Below are 20,770 nucleotides of genomic sequence, written 5' to 3' on the forward strand. Positions count from 1 at the left end.
GGGATGAAACCGGAGCTATTCGCAGTAATTAGGAAATTAAACGGACTATCGCAACAAGCTATGGCGGACCGTCTGGACGTTAGTCGTTCGCTTATTGCAAAGATCGAGTTAGGAGAGCGTGGCGTATCTGCGGACTTATACGGAAAGATTACGCAACAATTTCAGTTATCGCTGGAGTTAAGGCGCCAGGTAGAGCGGTTAGTAGAAACGTTTAAGACCACAGGCTAACGCCTGGCATATCGGGGAAGTCCGCCCCTCATGCTATCTATTATGTTTTTTGCGCTAATCCTTTAAAAAGAAAAGAAGGGTAGCGGCCGCCGGAACGGTTTTTGTGTAGGCGGGCGCAAGGGTTTGTCTTTATTACTTATATAAAGATAAAGAAGAAATTTCTTTAAAAACGGCAAAAAAACGGTTGGAAGCGTTGGGGAGCAAAGGATACAGCGTTTTTGATGAATGGAAAAAAAGGTTACCTATCTAGCCGAAAAGTGGAAAAAAAGGTTACCTATTTTGGTAATTAAATGGAAAATGAGTGGAGGAGCTAGTTATGAAAGACTTAAGGCAACAAATGAGAGTAGTAAGGACGTCCGCACCAATCGGAAGTTTAACGCCAATCGGAAACAACGGATATGCACAGGACGAAGCTGGCCGAACATTCCGGTATAAGTCACAGGAGCAACTCGAGGCCATCGAATTTGAGCGCATAAAAAAGAGGGATCGCCGTCATTTTACATTTACGCATATGCGTAATATCCGTGAGATAACGGACAATCTGCCGAATAAAATTTGCGGTTATGTGCTTTCGCTGCAACCGTATATCAAATGGGAGTCGAACGTATTAGTAAATGCGGACGGTAATCCGTTAGACGAAAAGCAATTCGCCAAAGCGCTAAAGGTCACGCCGAAAACGGTAAAGACGGTTATCGCGCAATTAATCCAAGAAGATATTGTCGAGCAGGACGACCGCGGTAATTACGTAATGAACAACCGTTACCATTTTCGAAAAAAATTAAAAGGGGATGAAGAGTCGATGGTGGTAAAAACATTTTTCTCAACGCTTAAAGCCGTTAAATTGAAACCGGCTGAACTTGGGGCTTTATACAAACTTCTTCCTTACGTTCATTACGAAACGAATATGATATGCGCAAATCCGTTTGAGGAATATCCGCAAGACATTCGTTTCTTGTCAGGTAAGCACATCGCCGAAATGCTCGGAATGCATGAAAAGAAAGCAATAGAAGTGTTGCGCGAATTAAAGAAAGCTGGTGCCATTGCTGAGACTACTAAATTTGTAAAGGATGCGCGCGTTAAATACATTACGTTAAATCCTTTCATCTTTTATCGCAAAGCCGGTCAGCCGGACGCTTCACTTATTGCGATGTTTGCTTCTAAAGAATACTAACAAACCCTTACGGACATTGCCGGAGGGTTTTTATTATGCCCTGATGATGCCAAGAGCGGAGGGGCGAGTGAATAAGAGGTGTTAATAATGAACGAAGAGATTGAGGCTCTAATCGGTTACATTGACGAATATGTAAACGAAACAACGAACTGGATAACGTATCGAGCGATGGACGACGCAACTAAAGAGAGATACCGCAAAAAACTAGTCCTAAACGTAGTATTCGCGTTCGCACCTCGGAGGAATTACGACATATCTATGGCAACAATCAGCGAGTGGGTTGACGTGATGTTAAAGGTCGGCGCGGAGGTAGATAAAGGAGATGAAAACGGTCTATGAAACTACTGCATATCAGATTCATCGGCTTGAGCACAAGTCAGGCTATGAGTTGATTGCGGAAATATTCGAGGAAGAGGGACGCAGGGTTGCGGCCTTATTTGTCGTCGAGGAGGAAATGTCATGAACCAAAGGAAGCGGAAATCATTACGCGGTAGACTGGCACGCTTGGCAAGGAATAACTGCGCCAACTACAAAGCAAATCCCCACATTGAATGCGAAATGACGATGTGCAAGTTATGCGTCGTGCAAATTGAAACGGATTCGATGATCGGTAATGTCTGCCCGTACTTTATGCGGAGTGTGTTGCCGGCTGATCCGGAACTTGAGAGCGATTATCTTGAACACTTTCCGAAAGGTTATCGCAGTAAAGCGGTTAGGTGTGAGAAATGTAAAACGGCAATCTCGCCGACAAATAACCGTCAAAAATACTGCACAGGATGCGCGGAGGTAGCCGAGGCGGAAAACCGCAAGATTAGAAACAGGAAATACCTTGAAAGGACGAGGAGCAGAAAGACGATTTAGACGTCTGGAAACCGCGTCATATAAGGCTTTTAAAATGCAAAAACCGAGGGGGTGCAGTGTTTATACACAAATCCCAATATTACACTTTTTAGAGGAGGAATTTACATGTCAGGAACGCCGGCTTTTAGCTACGAAATTATTCGCAATGGAAAACAACCGCAAAAGGTGGAGGTACTTCACAAAGGGGAACTTAAAACATTCTTATTTGGCACGGACGTAAGCAAGCGCCGAATAGTCGAAATGCTGCCCCGCCTGATATTGGACTTCCGAATTAAAGGGAGGGCGGTTTAATTGGGACGCAAGAGAAATTGCGGTCTAAGAAGCGATTGCAAGAATACGATAACAGAAAATTTGAAGGAGTGTATTTGATATGAAACAAGTTGAAGTTTATATGATACAAAATGGAAATCACGGAGGAGCAAACCATACGGCGGGCTATATCTACCCGGTCGACGAGCACGTTGCAGCGGAATTTGAGAAAGAAGGCATCGCGAAAAAGGTAAATTACAAGTCACTGAGCGCGCATGAAAGTAAGGTCGAGGCGCTTACGGATGAATACTCGGAAAAAGCTTCGGCAATTGACGCAGATTACCGTCTGACTCCGGAAGCCAAAGCCGAGGACAAACGCGCGCTTAAAGAAGAATATGCGCAGAAGATTGCCGACGTAAACGAAAAGTACCGCCAAGACATCGCCGCGCTAAAGAACGGCGCACTGGCAAGGGCAACGGAAGTCGGAAGCAGCGCGGAAAAGGTAGATTACGAAGCAATTAAGCGGAAGGTTGGCGTGATGAAAAGCGAGGTCGACATGGCGTACTCGTTTACTGGCGCGGTTGAATACTTGCAAATGCACGCAAAAGCTATGGATCAGGCGACGGCTACCGAGTTGCTGGCTTCATTTACGGAAATTAAAGCGATGCTACATGCGAAAGCTAACGGAATTAGTGAGTCGATCGCAAAGACATCTATTAGAAATACGTACGACGACATTAAGAAGGCGGCAACGTACGAGGCGCAAGCAGGCGCAAACGTTGAATACCGCATGCTTGATGCGATTGAAAAGTATAAGGGGACGTTAGGCTATCGTTTTAATAGATTGAAATAATCTGCGAGCCTTTTCGCTGTTGGAAAGCAGCAATAAATAAGAAACACGAGTAATATTTTAGTAAATACTTTTATGTATAGTCAATCGTCTTGTTTATTTGTTTTATAAATGGTTAAATATTGAATAAGGAAACTACTTTTAAGGTGGTGGTTGAAATGGATTTTAAGAAGTGGATGACCAATAATAAATGGATAGTATTGTTACTCCTTTATGGAGCTGCGTTAATAATACAGGTGATAAATAATGGTGCAAGTGTATTCGGAAGTGTGGTTGGTATCGGATTAATTATTGCGATCATTTCAACCTTTTTAGATAACTCTAGAAAAGCTAAACAGACATTGAGAGCATGTAAGCACTTTTTCGGATATGGAATGTTTAAGTGGGAAGCAATTGGAGTATTTACTGTTAGGAAAGAACAAGTACCCACTCTATTCTCGAAAGAGAGAGTATTTAAAGAAATTGCCGAAAAGTCGCTTAAAAACTCTAACATCACTTTAACTCATGATTCAGTTCAAACATCATTTGATAGGTTATCTAATTTAAAGGTATTTATTGAAAAATATGTAATGTATTTGGATATTTCTTTAACAGATGCTGAAATTTATGATGATGATGGTAAAGATTTGGTTTATATTACAATTAGGACCGTTGCAAGCCTTCGATATAGAGATAATAATAAAGCAATAAATGGCATATTACTTGATTTTTATTATTTCTTCGAAAAAGAGTTCATTCCTTCCGAGGAAAAATATACAGTGATTGTTGAACCAGAGAATATGCCAAAGGACTACTTGGTAAAGCAGTTTTTAATTGAACACAAACCAAATGAAGTAGAATCATTTAATATCTTATCAAAATCAACTTCAACAGTTGAAAAAATAAGTCATAGAAATATAACATTAACCACAGATAGAAGAGAAATACTTAGTGGTGCACTGAAGAAGTTGGTTTTGAAAATTGCTTAAGGGGGAAGTTGAAATTTGGCTCAGTCAGTAAAAATGTACAAAATTGAGAGGTATCCTGAAACCTTTCCTATATCAAGCGCGGAAGTAAATACAGGTGAGGGGACCTCAACTTTTGTAACTACAGTGAACATATTGGGTAAGGGAGAGTACACTGATGTAGATTTAGACAAGGTACAAATTAAACACCAACTCGGTGATAAGTTTGACGGAAAAGGGATGCTTGAGGACGGAAGCATTTATGATATTGTCGCTATCTCAACAGAAGAGAAATTTCCGTGTTTTGTGAAAGACAAGGAGTTTATTTATACCTCTGGTACCAGAAGAATTATTTCTGAACAAGCTCTAAGAAGGTTAAGAAGCCATCCGGATATGGATGTTTCTAAAAGACTTGAAGCAAAATCAGTTAAGATTGATTTAGTTAAATTTAAAGAACACTTACAAACTTCTAGAGAGGGTGCAATTAAGGGAGGGTGGTTTCGTGGTATGAAAATAGAAAATGTTGAGGTCGCGTATTTAGGGGGCGGTAGTGTCACTGAAAGCGAGGACTGGGAAAAATATGAAACAAGCGGTGGAAGCATTTCTGCCCTTAGGATTGACATACCAGGATTAACTGAAGATTCGGAAGCAATCAAAACCCTTCTAACTAGAGATGGTAACTTAGTAATATACAGGCATTTCGATGAGTACGAAATGCTCGGTATCGCAGTCCCAATATTTGAAGCAGTCGAGAACTTCCTTTTATAACGGCTTGCCAATCAATAATGTACACTTTTAATTTAAACATCGCTTCTAGCGGTGTTTTTTTTTTTTTGATTGGCCTTTTCCAGATGGTCACACATAAGAGTCATCCGATTAATTTCGGGTGGCTCTTTCTTTTTAAAGAAAAGGAGGAGTTAGTCATGCTAACGCAAAGTGACATCGAATTCATGAAGGCTAATCGCGCCGAAATGCTCTTTAAACGGACAGTAAAAGTAGCTTTAGTGCGTGTGCAAGGAGGAGGCACCGATCCATATACCGGCGAGCCCTTACCGGGACAATCGGCCGAAACGGTGGTCGACGCAGTTTGGAAGGAAGTCGACGTAAAGGAAATCGAGCAGGGCATCTTGCTGGAAAAAGGCGACGTGAAAGTGTCGTTTACAAGCGAAATCGACTTGGTGGGCGTTGACCACGTTCTATATCAAGGAGTGTCTTACGAAATCATTTCTACTACCGCAAAAGGAATCGGCGAAGTCAATCGTCGCGAGTGCATTGCGAGGCGAACGACCTAATGAACGTCAAAGTGACCGGCCTTGACCAAGTAATAAAGAAACTCGGCACCCAAGCTGCGGCCGACCTCGCAAAAGACCTGGACGGCATAACGGAAAAGAGCACGTTGAAAATGGCGAACGAGGCGGCTATCAACGCACCAAGACGCGACGGACATCTTAAAAACTCGATTGTGTCGTCGGTCAAACAGCGCGGGCTTGCAACGTGGAGTTACGGGTCTGATCGCGAGTATGCCATGCGACAAGAGTACGAGCATCCGACGCAAAAAGGATTCTTCCGAAAGTCCATATGGAACGGGCGAGCGATATTCCGTAAAGACATCGTCGAACGCATTCGGAAGTTAGGGAGGTGATAGGAAATGAAAGCAAGCGGAATACTGCGGAATCTCCACGCCGAGCTGGGCGTACAGGACAACCGCAAGGAAGTGACCGGCATTATTAATCGTTACATGCGATTGCTGGACAAAGAACAGCGGAAAGCGGTCGGACAAGACAGACAAATGATTGCGGATATACTGCGATTTATCGACCACTCAAAGGCGGCTATTATGCGCCAAGAGGACGCGGATAACGAGTATCTGCGAGGTATGCACGACAAGATTACGAGAACAGGAGGTGAGGAATAATGGAAACGGTAAAAATAGATATTAGCGCCATAGACAATTTTTCGAACATCTTCAAAGACTTGGAGAGTAAAACAAGCGGAATCGGCGGTAAATTAGAGAGTCTAAGTGGCGGCATGAAAGACGTCGGAGGCAAAATGAGTAAATGGGTTACCGGACCGATGGCCGCAGCTGGCGCCGGTCTATTCGGACTGGCTACCGCGACAGGTAATCACGCAGATAGACTATTAGACTTGCGCGACATAACCGGAATGAGTACGGACACGTTGCAAGAGTGGGGTCATGTTGCGAATATCGCCGGAGTTGACGCAGAAAGTGTTGCTCACGCAACCGAAGGACTTATACGCCGTTTACCGCAGTTAGAGGCGGAGGGCGGAAAAGCGACGGAAGGGCTAAGTAAGCTCGGCCTAAGTTTTAGCGACCTGGAAAAGATGACTCCGGACGACATGATTGACACGCTAGTTTCGAGTCTTGCCGGCATGGATGATCCGCTAGAACGAAACGCGATTGGCTCGCAGTTATTCGGAGGCGCGTGGAAAGATATGGCGCCGATACTCGGGATGGGTGTTGACCAAATAGATGCGTTGAAAGCCGAAGCCCACGATCTCGGCGGAGTTTTAGACGAGGATGCACTTAACGCTGCCAATGAGTTCCGGCAAAGTATGGTACGACTGCAAACGCAAGCAATGGCGCTGGCGAGGGACATCGGGGCAAAGGTTGCGCCAATATTTACGGACGTCCTAGTGCCCGCATTCCAGGAGCACGTCGCGCCGGCGCTTGCTAAAGTGGGCGAGTTCATCCTTAACCTTATCGAGTGGTTTAAAGGCTTATCGCCGGAAGGTCAGAAAACGACGTTGATGATTCTCGGAATAGTTGCGGCTATCGGTCCGATGCTTGTCATTGGGGGGCACTTAATCACGGTTGTTATGAATATCGCAAAAGTGGTCGGTGTACTCGGTAAGGCGCTATTGTTCTTGACGACGAATCCTATCGGGCTGACTATATTAGCAATCGCGGCACTTGTAGCTGCGGGCATATGGCTTTATAACAACTGGGATACGGTAAAAGCTAAAGCCGAGGAAATTTGGGGCGCGCTAAAGGCCTTTATGGCCGTAATTTTCGCGAAAATAGAGGAAGTCGTAAAGAAAGCCGCGACCTTTGTGTCCAAGATAATCGACGAAAAGTTCGGCGCAGCAGGCGAGTTTATCAAGAAATACCTTAATCTCGCGTGGGAAAACGTGAAGGTGATTTTCGAGTATATCAAAAGCACGATAGGGAATGCGACGGACTTTCTAAAGGCGCTAGTAAAGGGCGACTTTGAGGGGATGAAGGACGCTATCTCGAATCAGCTTGAGGACGCGAAAAAGGCAATTGAGAAGATATGGGGCAACATCCAGAAATTCTTCGAGGACATCGACCTTAAACAAGTCGGTAAAGACATCATCCAGGGCCTCATTAACGGTATCGGCGCAATGGCGACAAAGGCGGCCGAGAAGGCGCTCGAGGTTGCAAGCGCGGTAAAGAAAACAATTACCGGATTCTTCGGCGTTAAATCTCCGGCGCGAGTCATGATCGACATTGGGGGCGACATCGGCGAGGGGTTAAACATCGGTATTGGTAACGCGACTAAATCGCTAGTCAAGACCACAAAGTCCTTTTCCGACGCAACAATGGGCGGATTCCAGTTCAATGAGCCGGCAATAGCGGGCAGCATGTCGTCTGCTAGAGGCGGCGCAAATAGCGGTGTCGTAAATAATAACAACAGTACGCAGAATATTACGGTGAACCTTGAGTACCGCGGTGATGCGGATGAAGGAAATCTGTATAAAATGGTAGACTTCATTGAACGCGAACTTGCCACTCGTATTCAATTCAAAGATCGAGTGCATGGAGTTAGGTAGTAATTAAATATAGGCGGCTTGCTTCGTCGGGCTGCCTATTTTATTTTACCGCGATGTAATAACGCCCGCCTTTTGCGATAACGTCCTTTTGAAAAATCAACGTACTCAAATCGTAGTCGATTGTTGTTTTACCCGTAGAAAGATTTTGCTCTAAAATCTCTTCTTTAGAGACTCCTTTTCTACCGCCACTTGCGATAAAATGAAGTAACGCTACATTAAATATCATTGGCCCCATGCTCAACAACTCCTTCTAAATGAAAAAATTTGTTTATAATATTCATTCTACATATTTCGACTATTACCTTTTTATTCCTTGCAAAAAAAACCGCCATCGTTTTGAAGGCGGCAAAAATCTATTGAATTTATTTGAAAACGTGGTTCAACGGTGAGAAAGCATTATGTTGCGTTTGCACATTAATATTTGTCATTTGTATATAACGCCTCACCATGTTCATATGTGTATGACCTAGTATCTTCTGTAGACTGAATGGATCTCCGCCATTTAGAATATAGAACAGAGCGCCAGTGTGGCGGAAAGTATGCGGACTAACGCGCTTATTCGTAATTCCCGCAACTACACCAACTATAGCGATGTTCTCTCGTATTCTATTGGCGCTAATCCTCTCACCTTCATAAGTAAGGAATAAGTAGTCGCTTTCAAATATATCCGTTTCGAGCATATACTCGCTTAATAGCTTAATTGTAGGGTGTGACATAGGTACGTGACGGCCTTTACGCGTTTTCGTGTCAGCGCCTTCCAGGTAAATCGTGCCGCCAGTAAGGTCAACATTCTCACGTTTAATCTCGCATAATTCAGCACAACGCACCATCGTGTCTAACAAAATGTAAACAATGACTTTCGTTCTGAATCCGGTATAGGAAGAGTCATCAATCGCACCGATCATGCGCTTTACTTCCTCCGCGGTAAATGCCTCAACGTTATCAATTGGCGCCTTGACCGTCTTAAATCGCTTGTGTATAGGCTCGCTAATCCAGCCTTTATCCTCGTAGCAATATCGCACAAATGCCCGCATTGTTCTAACGCGGATATTAACAGTATGCGGCGAGTAGTCGAGTTCGGTAAGCATATACTCAATCCAGCCGACAAATAACTCCGTTGTCATTTCATGGGGCGTTAAGTCGCCGCCAGTATATCGCATAAAATAATCGAGGTTCGTGTCGTATTCCGCGAGGGTTCTTGGCGCCAAACCCTCCGCCTTCTTGATAAACATAAATTGCTCGAACATTGCCGTCATTGTCCGCATTTCCGTGCTGCCATGCGTTGTCTTTAAATCGCGGGCATACTTGCGGACTTTCATCATCCGTTGCATAAAAAAACCACCTTCCGTAAATTTACGTAGGCGGACCGGTTTTATCGTCAGACTATAACGGTTTTGCGAGTCAGTCCGTGACAGTCTACCGTTTGACCGACACGAAAACTGTACCGGAAAAGGGCGAACAAATCACCGAGCAAATCAGCGTCAAATCACCGTAAAGCCTTGCGCGAGTAAGAATACATATGGCGGGACTGCGTGGGAATCGAACCCACCTGAGACGGCACGCGCCTCACAAACGGTTTTGAAGACCGAGACAAGCACCAGCATTGCAATCAGCCCCATACGTTGGATAGTACCATTTTACTTATTGAAAGGAAAGAATGCAATAGCAAATGTAACTTAAAAAGGGTGGAAACGTCTGTTCGCTCGTGATACGATAGTAAATAGAAAAATAGAAAAATATGCTAAAAAATCGAAGCCCACAGATGAAATTTCTTGGCTATCGTTATGTCGCGAGTAAGTGATTTAAGCAAATAAATAAGTCGGGTGATTAAAAAATATGATAAAGTCACAAGAAGCTATATTGGAAGATATTCTGCAATCACTTTCTTCACGTTTACCTGGTGAAATAAAAAATATCTCACCTATAACTCGAGGGTACCTAAATTTAAAATGGAAAGTATCAACAACAGCTGGTACTTTTCTGATCAAGCAATTCAACAAAGATAGGTTAAGAAAGTATGACCGTCAAGATCTGTTATTTGCTCTAAGACAACAGAAAAGATTGTATAAGAAAGGTTTCCCTTGCCCAAACATTTATTTAGATAAAGATAATCGTTTATTGGAATCTTCCAATGGAGAGATTTTTATGGTCATGGAGTTTTGTCCTGGAAAAATAAAACTACCTGGTTGTTTAACTCGCGGAGAAATGAACCACTTGGGGAAATGCACCGGGAGAATGCATGCCATCCTAAATGACAGAATAGTAGGAACGAAAGAAAGAGCCGAATTTATTCCTCCCCCAGTAAAACACCGGATGAGTCATTGGATGAGGGTCAAGGAGGAAACAGAAGCCAAAGGTAAGATGGGGCATATCCCATTAATTGATAAACAACTTTCTTTAACGGAGAGGATCGACCTGGATACCCTTGGAATGAAAGATACCGGTTGGGCCCACAGAGATCTGTTTCTGGATAATATCCTGTTCCATAAAGGTGGAATTTCAGCCATTTTGGACTTCGATCGACTTAGATATGACTATCCTAAGCTAGATGTAGCGAGGGCGGTACTGTCTGGATCTTTATACAATAATATCCTTGATGTAGAGTTGGTATCTAGTTTTATGGAAGGTTACAGGGAACACAGAATATGTAGTGATACTGTGTTGATAGAAGGACTTAGACTACTATGGTATATGGAGAGTACTTGGTGGATTGATGCAGATATGGATCAGCACGTCGGACCACCTATTAGATTTTTAGAAGAAATGAAATGGTTGCAAGAGCATTATTTTGACCTAGAAGACATCTTAAATGGATGAGGATAAAAAGGGGGGAGCTGACTTGAAATTAGTCAGAGATACGCAATTTATTAGAGGAGTCCAATTAAAACGAGACCACATACCTTCCTTTGAATATTTCCCTTTCCACCTGCCGGTTATAAAAAATTTAGAAACCCTTACATTGCACCCAAACGTTACCTACATCATCGGTGAAAATGGGATGGGAAAATCTACACTGCTTGAAGGGATTGCGATTGCACTTGGATTTAACCCTGAAGGTGGGACGTTAAATTTCAATTTCACAAGCTATGACTCCCATTCGGAGTTGGATAACTATCTACGTGTCATCAAAGGGGCGGAGAGACCAACAGACAGTTTCTTCTTCAGGGCAGAAACCTTCTATAATGTTGCTACAAACATTGAGGAGATGGACCGGGAAGCAGGCGGTGGGAGAAGAATTATCGATTCTTTTGGAGGAAAGTCACTTCATCAACAGTCTCACGGAGAATCTTTTTTTGCGGCCTTTGTGGAGCGCTTTCAAGGTAAGGGATTATACATACTGGACGAACCGGAAGCAGCTTTGTCACCACTCAGGCAAATGTCCATGCTTGCCAGGATAAACGAACTGGTACAGGATGGATCGCAATTCATCATTTCCACTCACTCACCAATAGTCATGGCTTATCCCGATGCAAAAATCCTTGAATTGACCGAAGAAGGAATGTGCGAAACCTCCTTCGAAGAGACGCCTCACTACACCATTATGAAACAATTCTTTGATGATAGGGATAGGATGTTGCATCATTTGTTTCGTTCTAATTGAATGTCCGAAGGGGGAAGCCCAATGATTGAGATAGGAATTGACTTGGCAGGTCCAAGCAATCATAACGCAGCTTTTCCATTGCATCCGTATTGTTCTTTAAAAAAGGGGGCTTATTCAAAATGAAAACAGTAGTGGGAGAATTAGTTAACCTTCCTGCCTATCGGGCTGTAGGTTTAAAGTGGGAAGGTCCATATTCGGAAGTACCTACATTAAAAGAAGTGATCCAACATATGAGTACCAGAGTAATAGAATTGCCACATACAAAGGATCTTGACATGCAACTTGGGTTATCCTATCACCTCAGACCTGATGGATTTGTCCATTTCTCGGTTTATGAGGTAGAGGAAGAGCAGGAAGTGCCTGAGGGAATGCTGGAGATAATTGTTCCGGCAATGCTCTATTTAAAAGTGGACCACCCCAAAGGCAAAGATATTGGCGCCACCTATACGGAAATCTACAAGTGGTTTAAAAATAATGAGTATCAACCGCTAAGAGAAACTGGCGTTGAATATTATGACGACCTTCCGATAAAACATGAAAGGTATCCAAGGGGGCGGGACTTGAATGACCCACATTTTGAAATTCTTATTCCGGTTGTAAAAGCAACTCCAAAAGTCAATGAAAAACGATGCCAATAAATGGTGTCGTTTTTTTGTGTATAAAATTTCCTGATACGCCGTTGCATTATTTTGGTAAATATAATATACTGCATTACAACACTAATGCACTAGTTTGGATGGAGGTGGAACATTGATTTTAAACACGGATGGTACAAAACCGATTTATGTGCAAATTGCCGAATGGCTGGAAACTGAGATTCTTAACGGGAATTTTCTCCAGGATCAGAAAGTGTATTCACAATACCAGCTTGCAGAAATTTTCAATATCAATCCTGCAACAGCAGCAAAAGGACTTACCTTGTTGGTGGAGGACCACGTTTTATATAAAAAGAGGGGGCTCGGCATGTTTGTAACAGAAGATGCAAAAGATATCATCCTGACGAAGAGACGGGAACATACATTAAAAAGGTTGGTTTCAGAGTTGGTTTCAGAGGCCGAGCAATTAAATGTTGGAATGGATGAATTACTGGAGATGGTCCGACAAGAAAGTAGACAAAGCAAGGGGGAATAACGATGAAAGTAGTGGAATGTCGGGATTTGGTTAAGGTTTATGGTCGCTCAAAGGCTCTTAATGACCTGAGTTTCAATATTAATGAAAATAAAATAACGGGCTTGATTGGTCGGAATGGTGCGGGTAAAACGACCCTGCTGAAAATAATGGCTGGTTTTCAGAAGCAGACATCTGGAGAGTTGAAAGTCTTTAATGAACAACCATATAATAGCTTGCTCGCTTCAGCCAACAGCATTCTCGTAGATGATCAGATGGCATTTCCGATCGCGTTAAATCTGGGAGAGGTATTAGATGCATCAGCAGCATTTTATCCGGATTGGGATGCAGAGCTTGCTAGAAGACTATTCGATTATTTTTCGTTTCGTAATAATCACCGTCATAGCGAATTATCGAAAGGGATGAAGAGCACGTTTAATATGATTGTCGGTTTGGCATCGCGTTGTGCACTGACTATGTTTGATGAACCCACTACTGGAATGGACGCTTCGGTACGCAAGGATTTCTACCGTGTCCTCCTGAAGGATTACATCGCGAAACCGAGAACCATCATTATCTCTAGCCATCACCTTGAAGAGATGGAAGACCTTTTGGAAGATATCCTTTTGCTTAAGGATGGGGAAAAACTGCTGCACATGCCTGTTTCTGATATTAAGGAATATGCGATTGGGGTACAAGGGAAGACAAGTGTTCTTACTGAATGGCTGGAGGATAAAGAGGTATTCTACCGAAAACCGATTGGTACGGAAGTGACCTATGCCGTTATTGAAAATAGATTCACAGAAAAAATCAAACAAGATGCAAGAAAGTTAGGGTTCAATCTTTCTTCCGTTTCCTCCAACGATGTATGCATCTATCTAACTAGTAAAGGAAGTGGTGGGATTGATGCAGTCTTTGAATAAGGTCACATTAGAACAAGTCGTCAAAAAGCAATTCCTTTATAAGTTGAGTGCTTATTCGGGAGTATATATATCATTGATAATTTTACAGATGATTGCCGTCCTGTTTTCCATGAATGGAGTAGGTATGTCAGGCGGAGGGTCCAATCAAGTAAGCTACAATCTTCATTATTATTCTGCTAATCTAGTTTTCGTTTTTACAATGTTGTGGGTTTTTATTGTATCAATCATCATTACATCTAAATCATACAGAGATGAGGATTTTTCGTTTATATCCAATCGGTTGAGTAGTGATTTATCGAATATACTCTTTGTTGTTGTAGCAAGTGTGCTTGGGACTGTTACTGCTTTTTTATCCACGTACACGATAAAAGTTATTGTGTTTTACTTGCCTAAGTTCGATACCTTCTACTATTCACCCGTTTCCATAAATATGGGCAGTTTCTTATTTATGGGCATCCTGACTGCCTTTTTCTACATTTTCATGTGCGGAGCGGCAGGGTATTTTGTAGGCACTTTGGTCAGGGTTTCAAGCCTTTTTAAAGTGCTGGTTCCAGTAATAATAATTGGGTATCTGTTTTTCGGAGGCTTCATCAGTGAGGTTAGTGGCCTTTTAACCATCGTCGAATTCTTCTATATTGAGTCTTCTTTCATGACGTTTGTTACTAAAGTGATTTTGACGACAACCGTACTCTTCGGTAGTGCCATTGCCATTTTCAGTAGAATGGAGGTTCGTCAATGAGCAGCTTTGGATTGATTATTAATTTGTTAGTCTTTTTCATCATTCTTATAGGCATCCTATTTGTTCTCACCAAGGGAGTAAAAGGGGTGAAATTTTCAACATCGATTAAAAAAAACCTCTGGATACTAGGGGGGTACATCATACTTTTACTATGTTTTGCAATTATGTACTTTCTGAGTTCACAAAACAGATTGTTGGAGATTCAGGACTACCCGCATGATGAAAGCGGATATATCTTGTATGAGCGTCTCTTGAACAAAGAATATATTGAAGAACAATATCTCGCAAGCAAGGAATCCATTTCTATAAATGAAAAGGAGCTAATGCTTAGCGGCGAAGGTAATATTGATCATACGATTATGTTGGAGAAAACGGATGAATTGAAGGATGAAATAGAGATATTCATCTATAAGGGGTTGTTTGAAATCAATCAGTTTGACTTTTCCGATGACCTGCCACTTCCGTCCACTTCGTTTTCTGAAAATACATTGGAAATAGATGCTGCTCCTTTTTTTGAAAAACACATGGCCTATCTGACCCCTGAATTCCCTTTCGCGCAATTCAGTGGAGAAAAATGGTCCATGCAAGGTTCCAGCAGCTCCTCCAGAGATTCCATCATCTATATTAAGGTTCCTGAAAATGTGGAAGTTTCTTGGAATGAGGACGTCATGTATGTAACAGAAGTAAAATAGGATGATATCAAAAACAAGCATGAAGAATATTCATGCTTGTTTACCTGTTTTTATCATCTGTTTTCTTTTTTGCGATATAAAATGCCAGTATGACCAGTGGTATTGCGAAAAAGATAGGAATATTAATATGGCTTTGTGTGACAATGGCGAGCAATAGAAGTACCCCAATACCAACAATGATGTATAAACATCCTCTTCCGAAAGTCTCCATTTGTGGTTTGACCCCCTTATTTCATTTTTTTGGGAATTGTTTATATTTAATCTAACATATGAAAGTAAAAAGCAGAGACAACACCTAAAATTTTTTTTGTAAATTACTATTCGAAAATTTAAACATTTTAATACTATACTCTACATCAACCGACAAAAAAAGTTGGGTTTAGAGGAATGTTTTAGTAGGTATGCGTTACAACTGGAAAGGAGGTGAAGCGATGAATGTGCGTAACAGTTTGATTTTTTCACTTACCTTTCTGTTTTTGCTGCTTTTTCCTACAATAGGATTAGCTGAAAAAGGGGCAACTCAAGGTGGGGGGAACGAGAAAGCTGCTGAAAAAAATGTGGTGGTTCCAAAAATGGATCTGAACAAAGATGTTCATACCGGTAGCCGTAAAGCAGAGAATACTCGCAACGAGAATGCGAGTCCAACTTACAACAGGAATGAATCTCAACAGCCAGAGAAGGGAAAGAAACCGGAGATACATGTACCACAAAAAGAAAGGCAGCATGACACACGGCCTGAATCCTCAAAGAAGTTACCTGCCCAGGCAAATGAGAAAGCGAAGGAAGCTCGGTTAGCGAAAGCTGAGAAAAGACAGGTGTCAAATCCAACCCAGCCTATACATAAAATGTCAGAATCTAAGAAGCCTTCTGAAGTTGTTGAAAAAAATGTAGGTCTTGAGCCTGAAAATAAGGTTCAAATGGAGCAACTAAAGGACAGCTCGGCAAATAGATTAGATGATAGTTCAGAAAAGTCGTTGAAGTCTAGTGGAGTCGATACTGCTACCGTAGAGGATAATGGCTATATACCGTTAGAGGATCTCCCTGAGCATTTTCCTGAATCAGAGTCTCCGGACTTATTTATATCCCAGACCAAGCCTTCAGGAAGTAACGCGAAAGGACATTCTTATGATCAGAAAGTGTCATCGAAATCTATTTTTGACCTTATAGCATGCTCCTTAGAGGAAATACGAGTGAATTTCCTGCAACCTTATGTGATGAGGCAACATATTTATCGGGACCAATGGGTTAACGCACCACCAGCACCACCACCGGAAAATGCTCTTTTTTTCTAATAATATATTAAACTATATGATATGAAAAAGGGAGCGAATTTAATATGAAAATCAACTTTATTAACGGTAAAACAGTCGTGAAAACTTTAGTTTTAGCAGGTGTACTTTCTTTAGGATTCGGAGTTGGAATGGGTGAAGCTGCAGGAAAAGAGAACAAGCCAAATGCAGCACAGAAGGTTGAAGTTCAAGCGAAATCTGAAAAAGCAGAGAAAGTGAATCCTTCTGTTGAAAACAAAGCAAAGTCAAAAGCGAGTGAAAACGCTAGCGATCAGGCGAAAGCTAATGCATCTGCTAACTCTGCTGTACATTTTTCCAATGTAGAAAAAGTAGAAGAGCCTAAAGAAGCAGAGCCGGTTATCGAAGAAGTTCAGGAAGAACCTGTAACGGAAGAAGCGGTTGAAGAGGAGAAAATGGAGCAAAAGGCAAGCAAGGGTCGTTCCATGGCAAGTGAAAAAGCCAATGAACAAGCGAAACTGAATGCTGCCCCTAATGCTTCTGTACATGGTAATGCCGAAGAAGTAGAGGAAGAGGAAACTACGGAAGAAGCGACAGAAGAAATAACTGAAGAAACTACAGAAGAAGCTACCGAGGAAACAACAGAAACTGAAAAAGTAAATCCATCTTTTGAGAATAAACAAAATTCTAACGGCAGCAAGAAGGCAAATGAAAAAGCGAAAGAGCATGCTGCGCTTCAATCTGCAGTACGAATCGTTGTAGAAGACGAAGCAATTGAAGAAGATGATGAATTAGAATAATTAATTAGACTCCTGTGGGTTTTTGAGAACCCTAGGAGTCTTTTTTTAAGAATAAGTATATAATTCTGTTGAATTCTGTTTCAGGCGCTTCGCTTTCCTGCGGGCGGTCCGCAAGCTCCTGACTCCGTTGCGGGGTCTTCCCTGTCCCTTCCTCCCGCGGGAGTCTGCGCGCCTTCCACTCCAATCAACAAGGTGGTTTCATTCACCGAAAGGATAACTAAAAACTATCTTAGTTTCTAGCTGTGGATTGGAGCAAATAGCGTAGACTCCTACGGGGGAGTAGCGACAATCTTGAGACCCCGCAACGGAGTGAGGAGGCTCAAGGTCGCCCTTAGGATAAGCGGAGCTATTTGCGGAAAGGAACAGCGGGGTTAACCAAACAACTAATGATTTTTAGCTTGAAAAGGACCAGGCGGTTTTTCCTGGTTTTTTTATAATAGTTTAGTTTGTTATAATAAACAGCATATTTATTAAATTTCTGTCACATTCCTCAAAAATGTGCATATACTTTCCATTGTGTGATAAAAGTTTGGAAAGGAAGTGTACTAATGAAGGAATTTATTTTAAAAGAGAGAATTGAATTTGCTGAATACAAATCTGAAAGCCTTGTATCAGATTTCAAAGTAATCGAAGTAAATGTTTCTGATGCAACAGAATCTTTACCAGCACTTGTGAACCCAGTGAAACTTAATTTCTAATGTTTCACAAAAGCCGACAATCTTGCAGCCCTACATAATGTAGTAGCAAGAAGGGAGAAGCGTTCCTCTATGGGGACGCTTCTTTTGTTTTTATGGCAATGAAACATTTCATGTTTTTCGAAATGCTTGGTATAATTATGAGTAAAGACAGGATTATTGGAGGAACAATTTGGATTTATATTGTACAAAACATAAAAAGGTGCTAGTTGAGCGCTATCACAGGACATCCCAAAAAATCGAATCGTATTGTGTGCATTGTGAAATAGAGGAAAAGTATCACACCCAAATCCAAAATAGTAGCCAGGTACGGAGAAAAATTGTAAAGAAGCTGAGTGGTAAGCTATGGATGTTACTGATGATTGGTATGCTGATTATATTATTTTTACCCTTACATACATTTTTAAAGTTTCTGCTTTGCTTTATCCTACTATTAATAACGTTAAAGCTGATTTTTGATCCGTTTCTTTCTCAGCCCCCAGCCGATCGTAAACCTGACTGGGATGATATTCGTGCTAAGGCGTTGAATCAAAGTAGTATCCAGGCCAATGAAGTGGCAAATGTCAAAAGGCAATGGAAAAAAGGTTTTTTGCAAGAACATAGACATAAAGGCTGGACTGAAGAAGACTGGCAGCAATACTTGGATCAGTACTATAAAAAGGAGTAATCTATGGGGCGACCACCTATACAAGCACAAACATGCTATCATACGCTATCAGAAAAAGGAGTGGCGGAAATGGCTTGTTATATTAATAAAGTGGTAATCGAGAATGTAAATGGTGGAGTGGTAAACTTCGGAAACATCTTTAGAGCTAGTCCGATAGCAGAAGAAACAGGTATTACAGGGTCCGGTTCAGGTAACATTGGACAATGCATCAAAACTTTTACAAAAATAAGTGTAGTCAATGTATGTGGGAAAAAGAAAGTTCAAATAAATGACGAAATAGGTGAGGGGTTTGACTAAGCACTTTACAATTGGAATGGCAGGACATATCGATCACGGAAAGACCACTCTGACAAAAGCGCTGACCGGAGTGGATACGGATAGGTTAAAAGAAGAGAAAGAGAGACAGATATCCATTGAACTTGGGTATGCCCCTTTAAAGATGGATGATGCCTCCCTTGTGTCCATTATTGATGTTCCGGGACATGAGCGGTTTATTCGCCAAATGATCGCCGGCGTATCTGGAATCGATCTGGTGATTTTGGTTGTAGCTGCTGATGAAGGAGTAATGCCTCAGACGAAAGAGCATCTAGAGATATTGAAGTTTTTGCAGATCCAAAAGGGAATCATCGCTATTACCAAAACAGATAGGGTGGAAGAGGAACTATTGGAGCTGGTGGAAGAAGAAATAATGGACGAGCTCGAGGGAACCATTTTCAAGAATGCACCAGTCTTTTTCATTGACAGTATAAAAAAAGACGGAATAGCTAAGTTGAAGCAAGGCATTTCAAATGAGTTGAAGAACCTGCAAATAAAGCACGAAACCAGTAGTTTCCGTCTGCCTATCGACCAAGTTTTCACCCTTAAAGGTCAAGGGACCGTGGTCAGAGGGACAATAATGGAAGGCGTTATTCAAAACGATGAAGAGCTTGAAATTCTTCCCTCCGGAGTATTGGTAAAAGCAAGGCAGCTACAGGTCCATAATGCAAAAGTCCAAAAGGCAAAAGCTGGTCAGCGGGTGGCAGTGAATCTTCCCAATGTCAGTACAACAGATATTAAACGTGGTGATGTACTGGTTCATTCACATACATACGAAACAACCGATACGATTGATGTAACCCTGCAGTTCATACAAAAACTACAACATCCCATCAAGCAAAGAAGCTTATTGAAGGTTCATATAGGTACAGCAGAAGTATTAGGAAGAATTGTATTCTTTGACCGTAATGAATATGAAGGGAATTCCTCCGAGGAAGTGCTATGCCAGGTCCGGTTGGAAGAGGAGGTTACCGCAAAACGAGGGGACAAGTTTATCATCAGAAGGCCAACCCCAGTGGAAACGGTTGGTGGAGGATGGGTTATCCAGGCGAAAGGCTCCAAATATAAATTCGGAAACGAAACAATACATAGGCTTAAAAAAGTAAAAGAAGGAAGTCCGGAAGAAAGGGTCAAACAGACTTTGTCCAAGCATGGTCTGTTAGAAATCAAAAACATACAGGCAGAAACAGGATTAACGAGTAAAGAAACGGAATTACTAATTGAAAATAGAGAAATTATTAAAGTTACTGATAAGCTATATGCTGCTTCTGACATAGTATTTGATCTTGTTGAACAATTAACTACTTACATAAAGAAATTCCATCAGACACACCCTTTGAAAGCTGGTGTATCAAAGGCAGAAATACTATCGAGCCAGACAAAATCTGTTTACAATGAACTTGTGGTATATGCCCTTCAACACCTTCAAGAAAAAGAGAAAATCAAGCGTAAAGAAAGCTTATTGTATAGCGTGGAGTTTACGCCTCATTTTCCCCAAGCTTGGAAAAAAAGAATGGAACAGGTTGTGTCAGGATTAGAGGGTGATGGTCTTACACCAAAGTCTTTTATGGAGTATGGACGGGAGGCAGGGCTTCCTGAAAAAAAACTTCTAGAACTGCGCTATTATTTGATCAATGAGAATAAAGCGTATGAATTGGATGAAAAGCACCTGATCAGTGTCAAGAATGTGGAGGATTCCCTAGGGAAACTAAAAAAGAAATTTCCACAGGAATTGGAGCTGGGTCAGGTAAAGGACGAGCTTGGAATGTCACGCAAATATTTAATACCGTTTATGGAACTATTAGATTCTTTAGGCATCACTCAAAGGTTGAATACGAAACGCTATTGGATTTGAACAAAAACGGAGC

General features: G+C 41.8%; 29 protein-coding genes and 1 tRNA gene. 26 read left to right on the plus strand and 4 right to left on the minus strand.

The annotated features are described in order from the left end of the window. Nucleotides 1–3 precede the first annotated feature (3 nt). From AB685_RS00425 to AB685_RS00480, 13 genes are all read left to right on the plus strand, one after another. On the plus strand, nt 4–228 hold the full coding sequence (locus tag AB685_RS00425) for a helix-turn-helix transcriptional regulator (protein WP_047968600.1): 225 nt from the start codon (nt 4–6) through the stop codon (nt 226–228). A 316-nt stretch (nt 229–544) separates the two neighbouring features. Beyond that, nucleotides 545–1,399, plus strand: coding sequence for a hypothetical protein (locus AB685_RS00430; RefSeq protein WP_053073679.1), 855 nt, complete (start codon nt 545–547; stop codon nt 1,397–1,399). Nucleotides 1,400–1,477: 78 nt separating this feature from the next. Continuing rightward, a complete protein-coding gene (locus tag AB685_RS00435; RefSeq protein ID WP_128755775.1) occupies nt 1,478–1,738 on the plus strand; it encodes a hypothetical protein in 261 nt (86 codons plus the stop codon). After that, nucleotides 1,722–1,862 carry a hypothetical protein gene (locus AB685_RS31145; RefSeq protein ID WP_157860683.1) on the plus strand — a complete coding sequence of 47 codons (141 nt, stop codon included), beginning with the start codon at nt 1,722–1,724 and terminating at the stop codon, nt 1,860–1,862. The genes AB685_RS00435 and AB685_RS31145 overlap by 17 nt, the downstream gene beginning before the upstream one ends. Before the next feature lie 95 nt (nt 1,863–1,957). After that, nucleotides 1,958–2,260, plus strand: a complete 303-nt coding sequence (locus AB685_RS31600; RefSeq protein WP_198530433.1) for a hypothetical protein — start codon at nt 1,958–1,960, stop codon at nt 2,258–2,260. A 105-nt stretch (nt 2,261–2,365) separates the two neighbouring features. After that, complete coding sequence (locus AB685_RS00445) at nt 2,366–2,551, plus strand: hypothetical protein (protein WP_047968603.1); 186 nt, start codon at nt 2,366–2,368, stop codon at nt 2,549–2,551. A gap of 79 nt (nt 2,552–2,630) precedes the next feature. Next, nucleotides 2,631–3,362 carry a hypothetical protein gene (locus AB685_RS00450; RefSeq protein ID WP_047968604.1) on the plus strand — a complete coding sequence of 244 codons (732 nt, stop codon included), beginning with the start codon at nt 2,631–2,633 and terminating at the stop codon, nt 3,360–3,362. A gap of 155 nt (nt 3,363–3,517) precedes the next feature. Then, a complete protein-coding gene (locus tag AB685_RS00455; protein ID WP_047968605.1) occupies nt 3,518–4,327 on the plus strand; it encodes a hypothetical protein in 810 nt (269 codons plus the stop codon). A gap of 15 nt (nt 4,328–4,342) precedes the next feature. Then, the gene (locus AB685_RS00460) at nt 4,343–5,071 is read left to right on the plus strand and encodes a hypothetical protein (RefSeq protein WP_047968606.1); all 729 of its coding nucleotides are present in this window, start codon (nt 4,343–4,345) and stop codon (nt 5,069–5,071) included. 155 nt (nt 5,072–5,226) lie between these two features. Continuing rightward, nucleotides 5,227–5,595 carry a hypothetical protein gene (locus AB685_RS00465; protein WP_047968607.1) on the plus strand — a complete coding sequence of 123 codons (369 nt, stop codon included), beginning with the start codon at nt 5,227–5,229 and terminating at the stop codon, nt 5,593–5,595. Next, nucleotides 5,595–5,945 carry an HK97 gp10 family phage protein gene (locus AB685_RS00470; RefSeq protein WP_053073680.1) on the plus strand — a complete coding sequence of 117 codons (351 nt, stop codon included), beginning with the start codon at nt 5,595–5,597 and terminating at the stop codon, nt 5,943–5,945. Before AB685_RS00465 ends, AB685_RS00470 begins: the two co-directional genes overlap by 1 nt. Before the next feature lie 6 nt (nt 5,946–5,951). Further along, nucleotides 5,952–6,218, plus strand: a complete 267-nt coding sequence (locus tag AB685_RS00475) for a hypothetical protein (protein WP_047968608.1) — start codon at nt 5,952–5,954, stop codon at nt 6,216–6,218. Further along, on the plus strand, nt 6,218–8,116 hold the full coding sequence (locus tag AB685_RS00480) for a hypothetical protein (protein WP_047968609.1): 1,899 nt from the start codon (nt 6,218–6,220) through the stop codon (nt 8,114–8,116). Before AB685_RS00475 ends, AB685_RS00480 begins: the two co-directional genes overlap by 1 nt. Before the next feature lie 40 nt (nt 8,117–8,156). Here the strand turns inward: AB685_RS00480 and AB685_RS00485 are convergent, their stop codons facing one another. The 3 genes from AB685_RS00485 to AB685_RS31150 form a co-directional block, all read right to left on the minus strand. Continuing rightward, the gene (locus AB685_RS00485; protein WP_047968610.1) at nt 8,157–8,351 is read right to left on the minus strand and encodes a hypothetical protein; all 195 of its coding nucleotides are present in this window, start codon (nt 8,349–8,351) and stop codon (nt 8,157–8,159) included. Nucleotides 8,352–8,478: 127 nt separating this feature from the next. Continuing rightward, nucleotides 8,479–9,447, minus strand: a complete 969-nt coding sequence (locus AB685_RS00490) for a tyrosine-type recombinase/integrase (protein WP_047968611.1) — start codon at nt 9,445–9,447, stop codon at nt 8,479–8,481. 189 nt (nt 9,448–9,636) lie between these two features. Further along, nucleotides 9,637–9,733, minus strand: a tRNA-Sec gene (locus tag AB685_RS31150). A gap of 219 nt (nt 9,734–9,952) precedes the next feature. Between AB685_RS31150 and AB685_RS00495 the strand changes: the two genes are divergently transcribed. From AB685_RS00495 to AB685_RS00525, 7 genes are all read left to right on the plus strand, one after another. Beyond that, a complete protein-coding gene (locus tag AB685_RS00495; RefSeq protein ID WP_047968612.1) occupies nt 9,953–10,933 on the plus strand; it encodes a phosphotransferase in 981 nt (326 codons plus the stop codon). Nucleotides 10,934–10,955: 22 nt separating this feature from the next. After that, nucleotides 10,956–11,717: an AAA family ATPase gene (locus AB685_RS00500; protein WP_047969655.1), complete on the plus strand. Its 762-nt coding sequence runs from the start codon at nt 10,956–10,958 to the stop codon at nt 11,715–11,717. 119 nt (nt 11,718–11,836) lie between these two features. Then, on the plus strand, nt 11,837–12,355 hold the full coding sequence (locus tag AB685_RS00505; RefSeq protein ID WP_047968613.1) for a GyrI-like domain-containing protein: 519 nt from the start codon (nt 11,837–11,839) through the stop codon (nt 12,353–12,355). A 112-nt stretch (nt 12,356–12,467) separates the two neighbouring features. Next, nucleotides 12,468–12,848, plus strand: coding sequence for a GntR family transcriptional regulator (locus tag AB685_RS00510; protein ID WP_047968614.1), 381 nt, complete (start codon nt 12,468–12,470; stop codon nt 12,846–12,848). A 2-nt stretch (nt 12,849–12,850) separates the two neighbouring features. After that, nucleotides 12,851–13,747: an ABC transporter ATP-binding protein gene (locus tag AB685_RS00515; RefSeq protein ID WP_047968615.1), complete on the plus strand. Its 897-nt coding sequence runs from the start codon at nt 12,851–12,853 to the stop codon at nt 13,745–13,747. 73 nt (nt 13,748–13,820) lie between these two features. After that, nucleotides 13,821–14,486 carry a hypothetical protein gene (locus tag AB685_RS00520; protein ID WP_157860684.1) on the plus strand — a complete coding sequence of 222 codons (666 nt, stop codon included), beginning with the start codon at nt 13,821–13,823 and terminating at the stop codon, nt 14,484–14,486. Further along, on the plus strand, nt 14,483–15,178 hold the full coding sequence (locus tag AB685_RS00525) for a hypothetical protein (protein ID WP_047968617.1): 696 nt from the start codon (nt 14,483–14,485) through the stop codon (nt 15,176–15,178). Before AB685_RS00520 ends, AB685_RS00525 begins: the two co-directional genes overlap by 4 nt. Before the next feature lie 40 nt (nt 15,179–15,218). On the opposite strand, the gene AB685_RS31605 is transcribed toward AB685_RS00525, so the two are convergent. Then, nucleotides 15,219–15,389: a hypothetical protein gene (locus AB685_RS31605; protein ID WP_198530434.1), complete on the minus strand. Its 171-nt coding sequence runs from the start codon at nt 15,387–15,389 to the stop codon at nt 15,219–15,221. Between the two features lie 220 nt (nt 15,390–15,609). Between AB685_RS31605 and AB685_RS00530 the strand changes: the two genes are divergently transcribed. The 6 genes from AB685_RS00530 (at nt 15,610) to selB (ending at nt 20,757) form a co-directional block, all read left to right on the plus strand. Then, a complete protein-coding gene (locus AB685_RS00530) occupies nt 15,610–16,470 on the plus strand; it encodes a hypothetical protein (RefSeq protein WP_047968618.1) in 861 nt (286 codons plus the stop codon). Between the two features lie 44 nt (nt 16,471–16,514). Next, nucleotides 16,515–17,225 (plus strand): hypothetical protein, encoded by a 711-nt coding sequence (locus tag AB685_RS00535; protein ID WP_053073681.1) that lies wholly within the window; start codon nt 16,515–16,517, stop codon nt 17,223–17,225. 518 nt (nt 17,226–17,743) lie between these two features. Further along, nucleotides 17,744–17,923 (plus strand): hypothetical protein, encoded by a 180-nt coding sequence (locus tag AB685_RS31155; RefSeq protein ID WP_198530435.1) that lies wholly within the window; start codon nt 17,744–17,746, stop codon nt 17,921–17,923. Between the two features lie 169 nt (nt 17,924–18,092). Next, nucleotides 18,093–18,587, plus strand: a complete 495-nt coding sequence (locus tag AB685_RS00540) for a hypothetical protein (RefSeq protein WP_047968619.1) — start codon at nt 18,093–18,095, stop codon at nt 18,585–18,587. Nucleotides 18,588–18,590: 3 nt separating this feature from the next. Continuing rightward, entirely contained in the window at nt 18,591–18,884 is a 294-nt protein-coding gene (locus AB685_RS00545; protein WP_241773219.1) for a spore germination protein, read from the plus strand. Continuing rightward, the gene (selB, locus tag AB685_RS00550) at nt 18,868–20,757 is read left to right on the plus strand and encodes a selenocysteine-specific translation elongation factor (protein ID WP_347230854.1); all 1,890 of its coding nucleotides are present in this window, start codon (nt 18,868–18,870) and stop codon (nt 20,755–20,757) included. The genes AB685_RS00545 and selB overlap by 17 nt, the downstream gene beginning before the upstream one ends. Nucleotides 20,758–20,770 lie beyond the last annotated feature (13 nt).

The organism is Bacillus sp. LL01, from assembly GCF_001037965.1.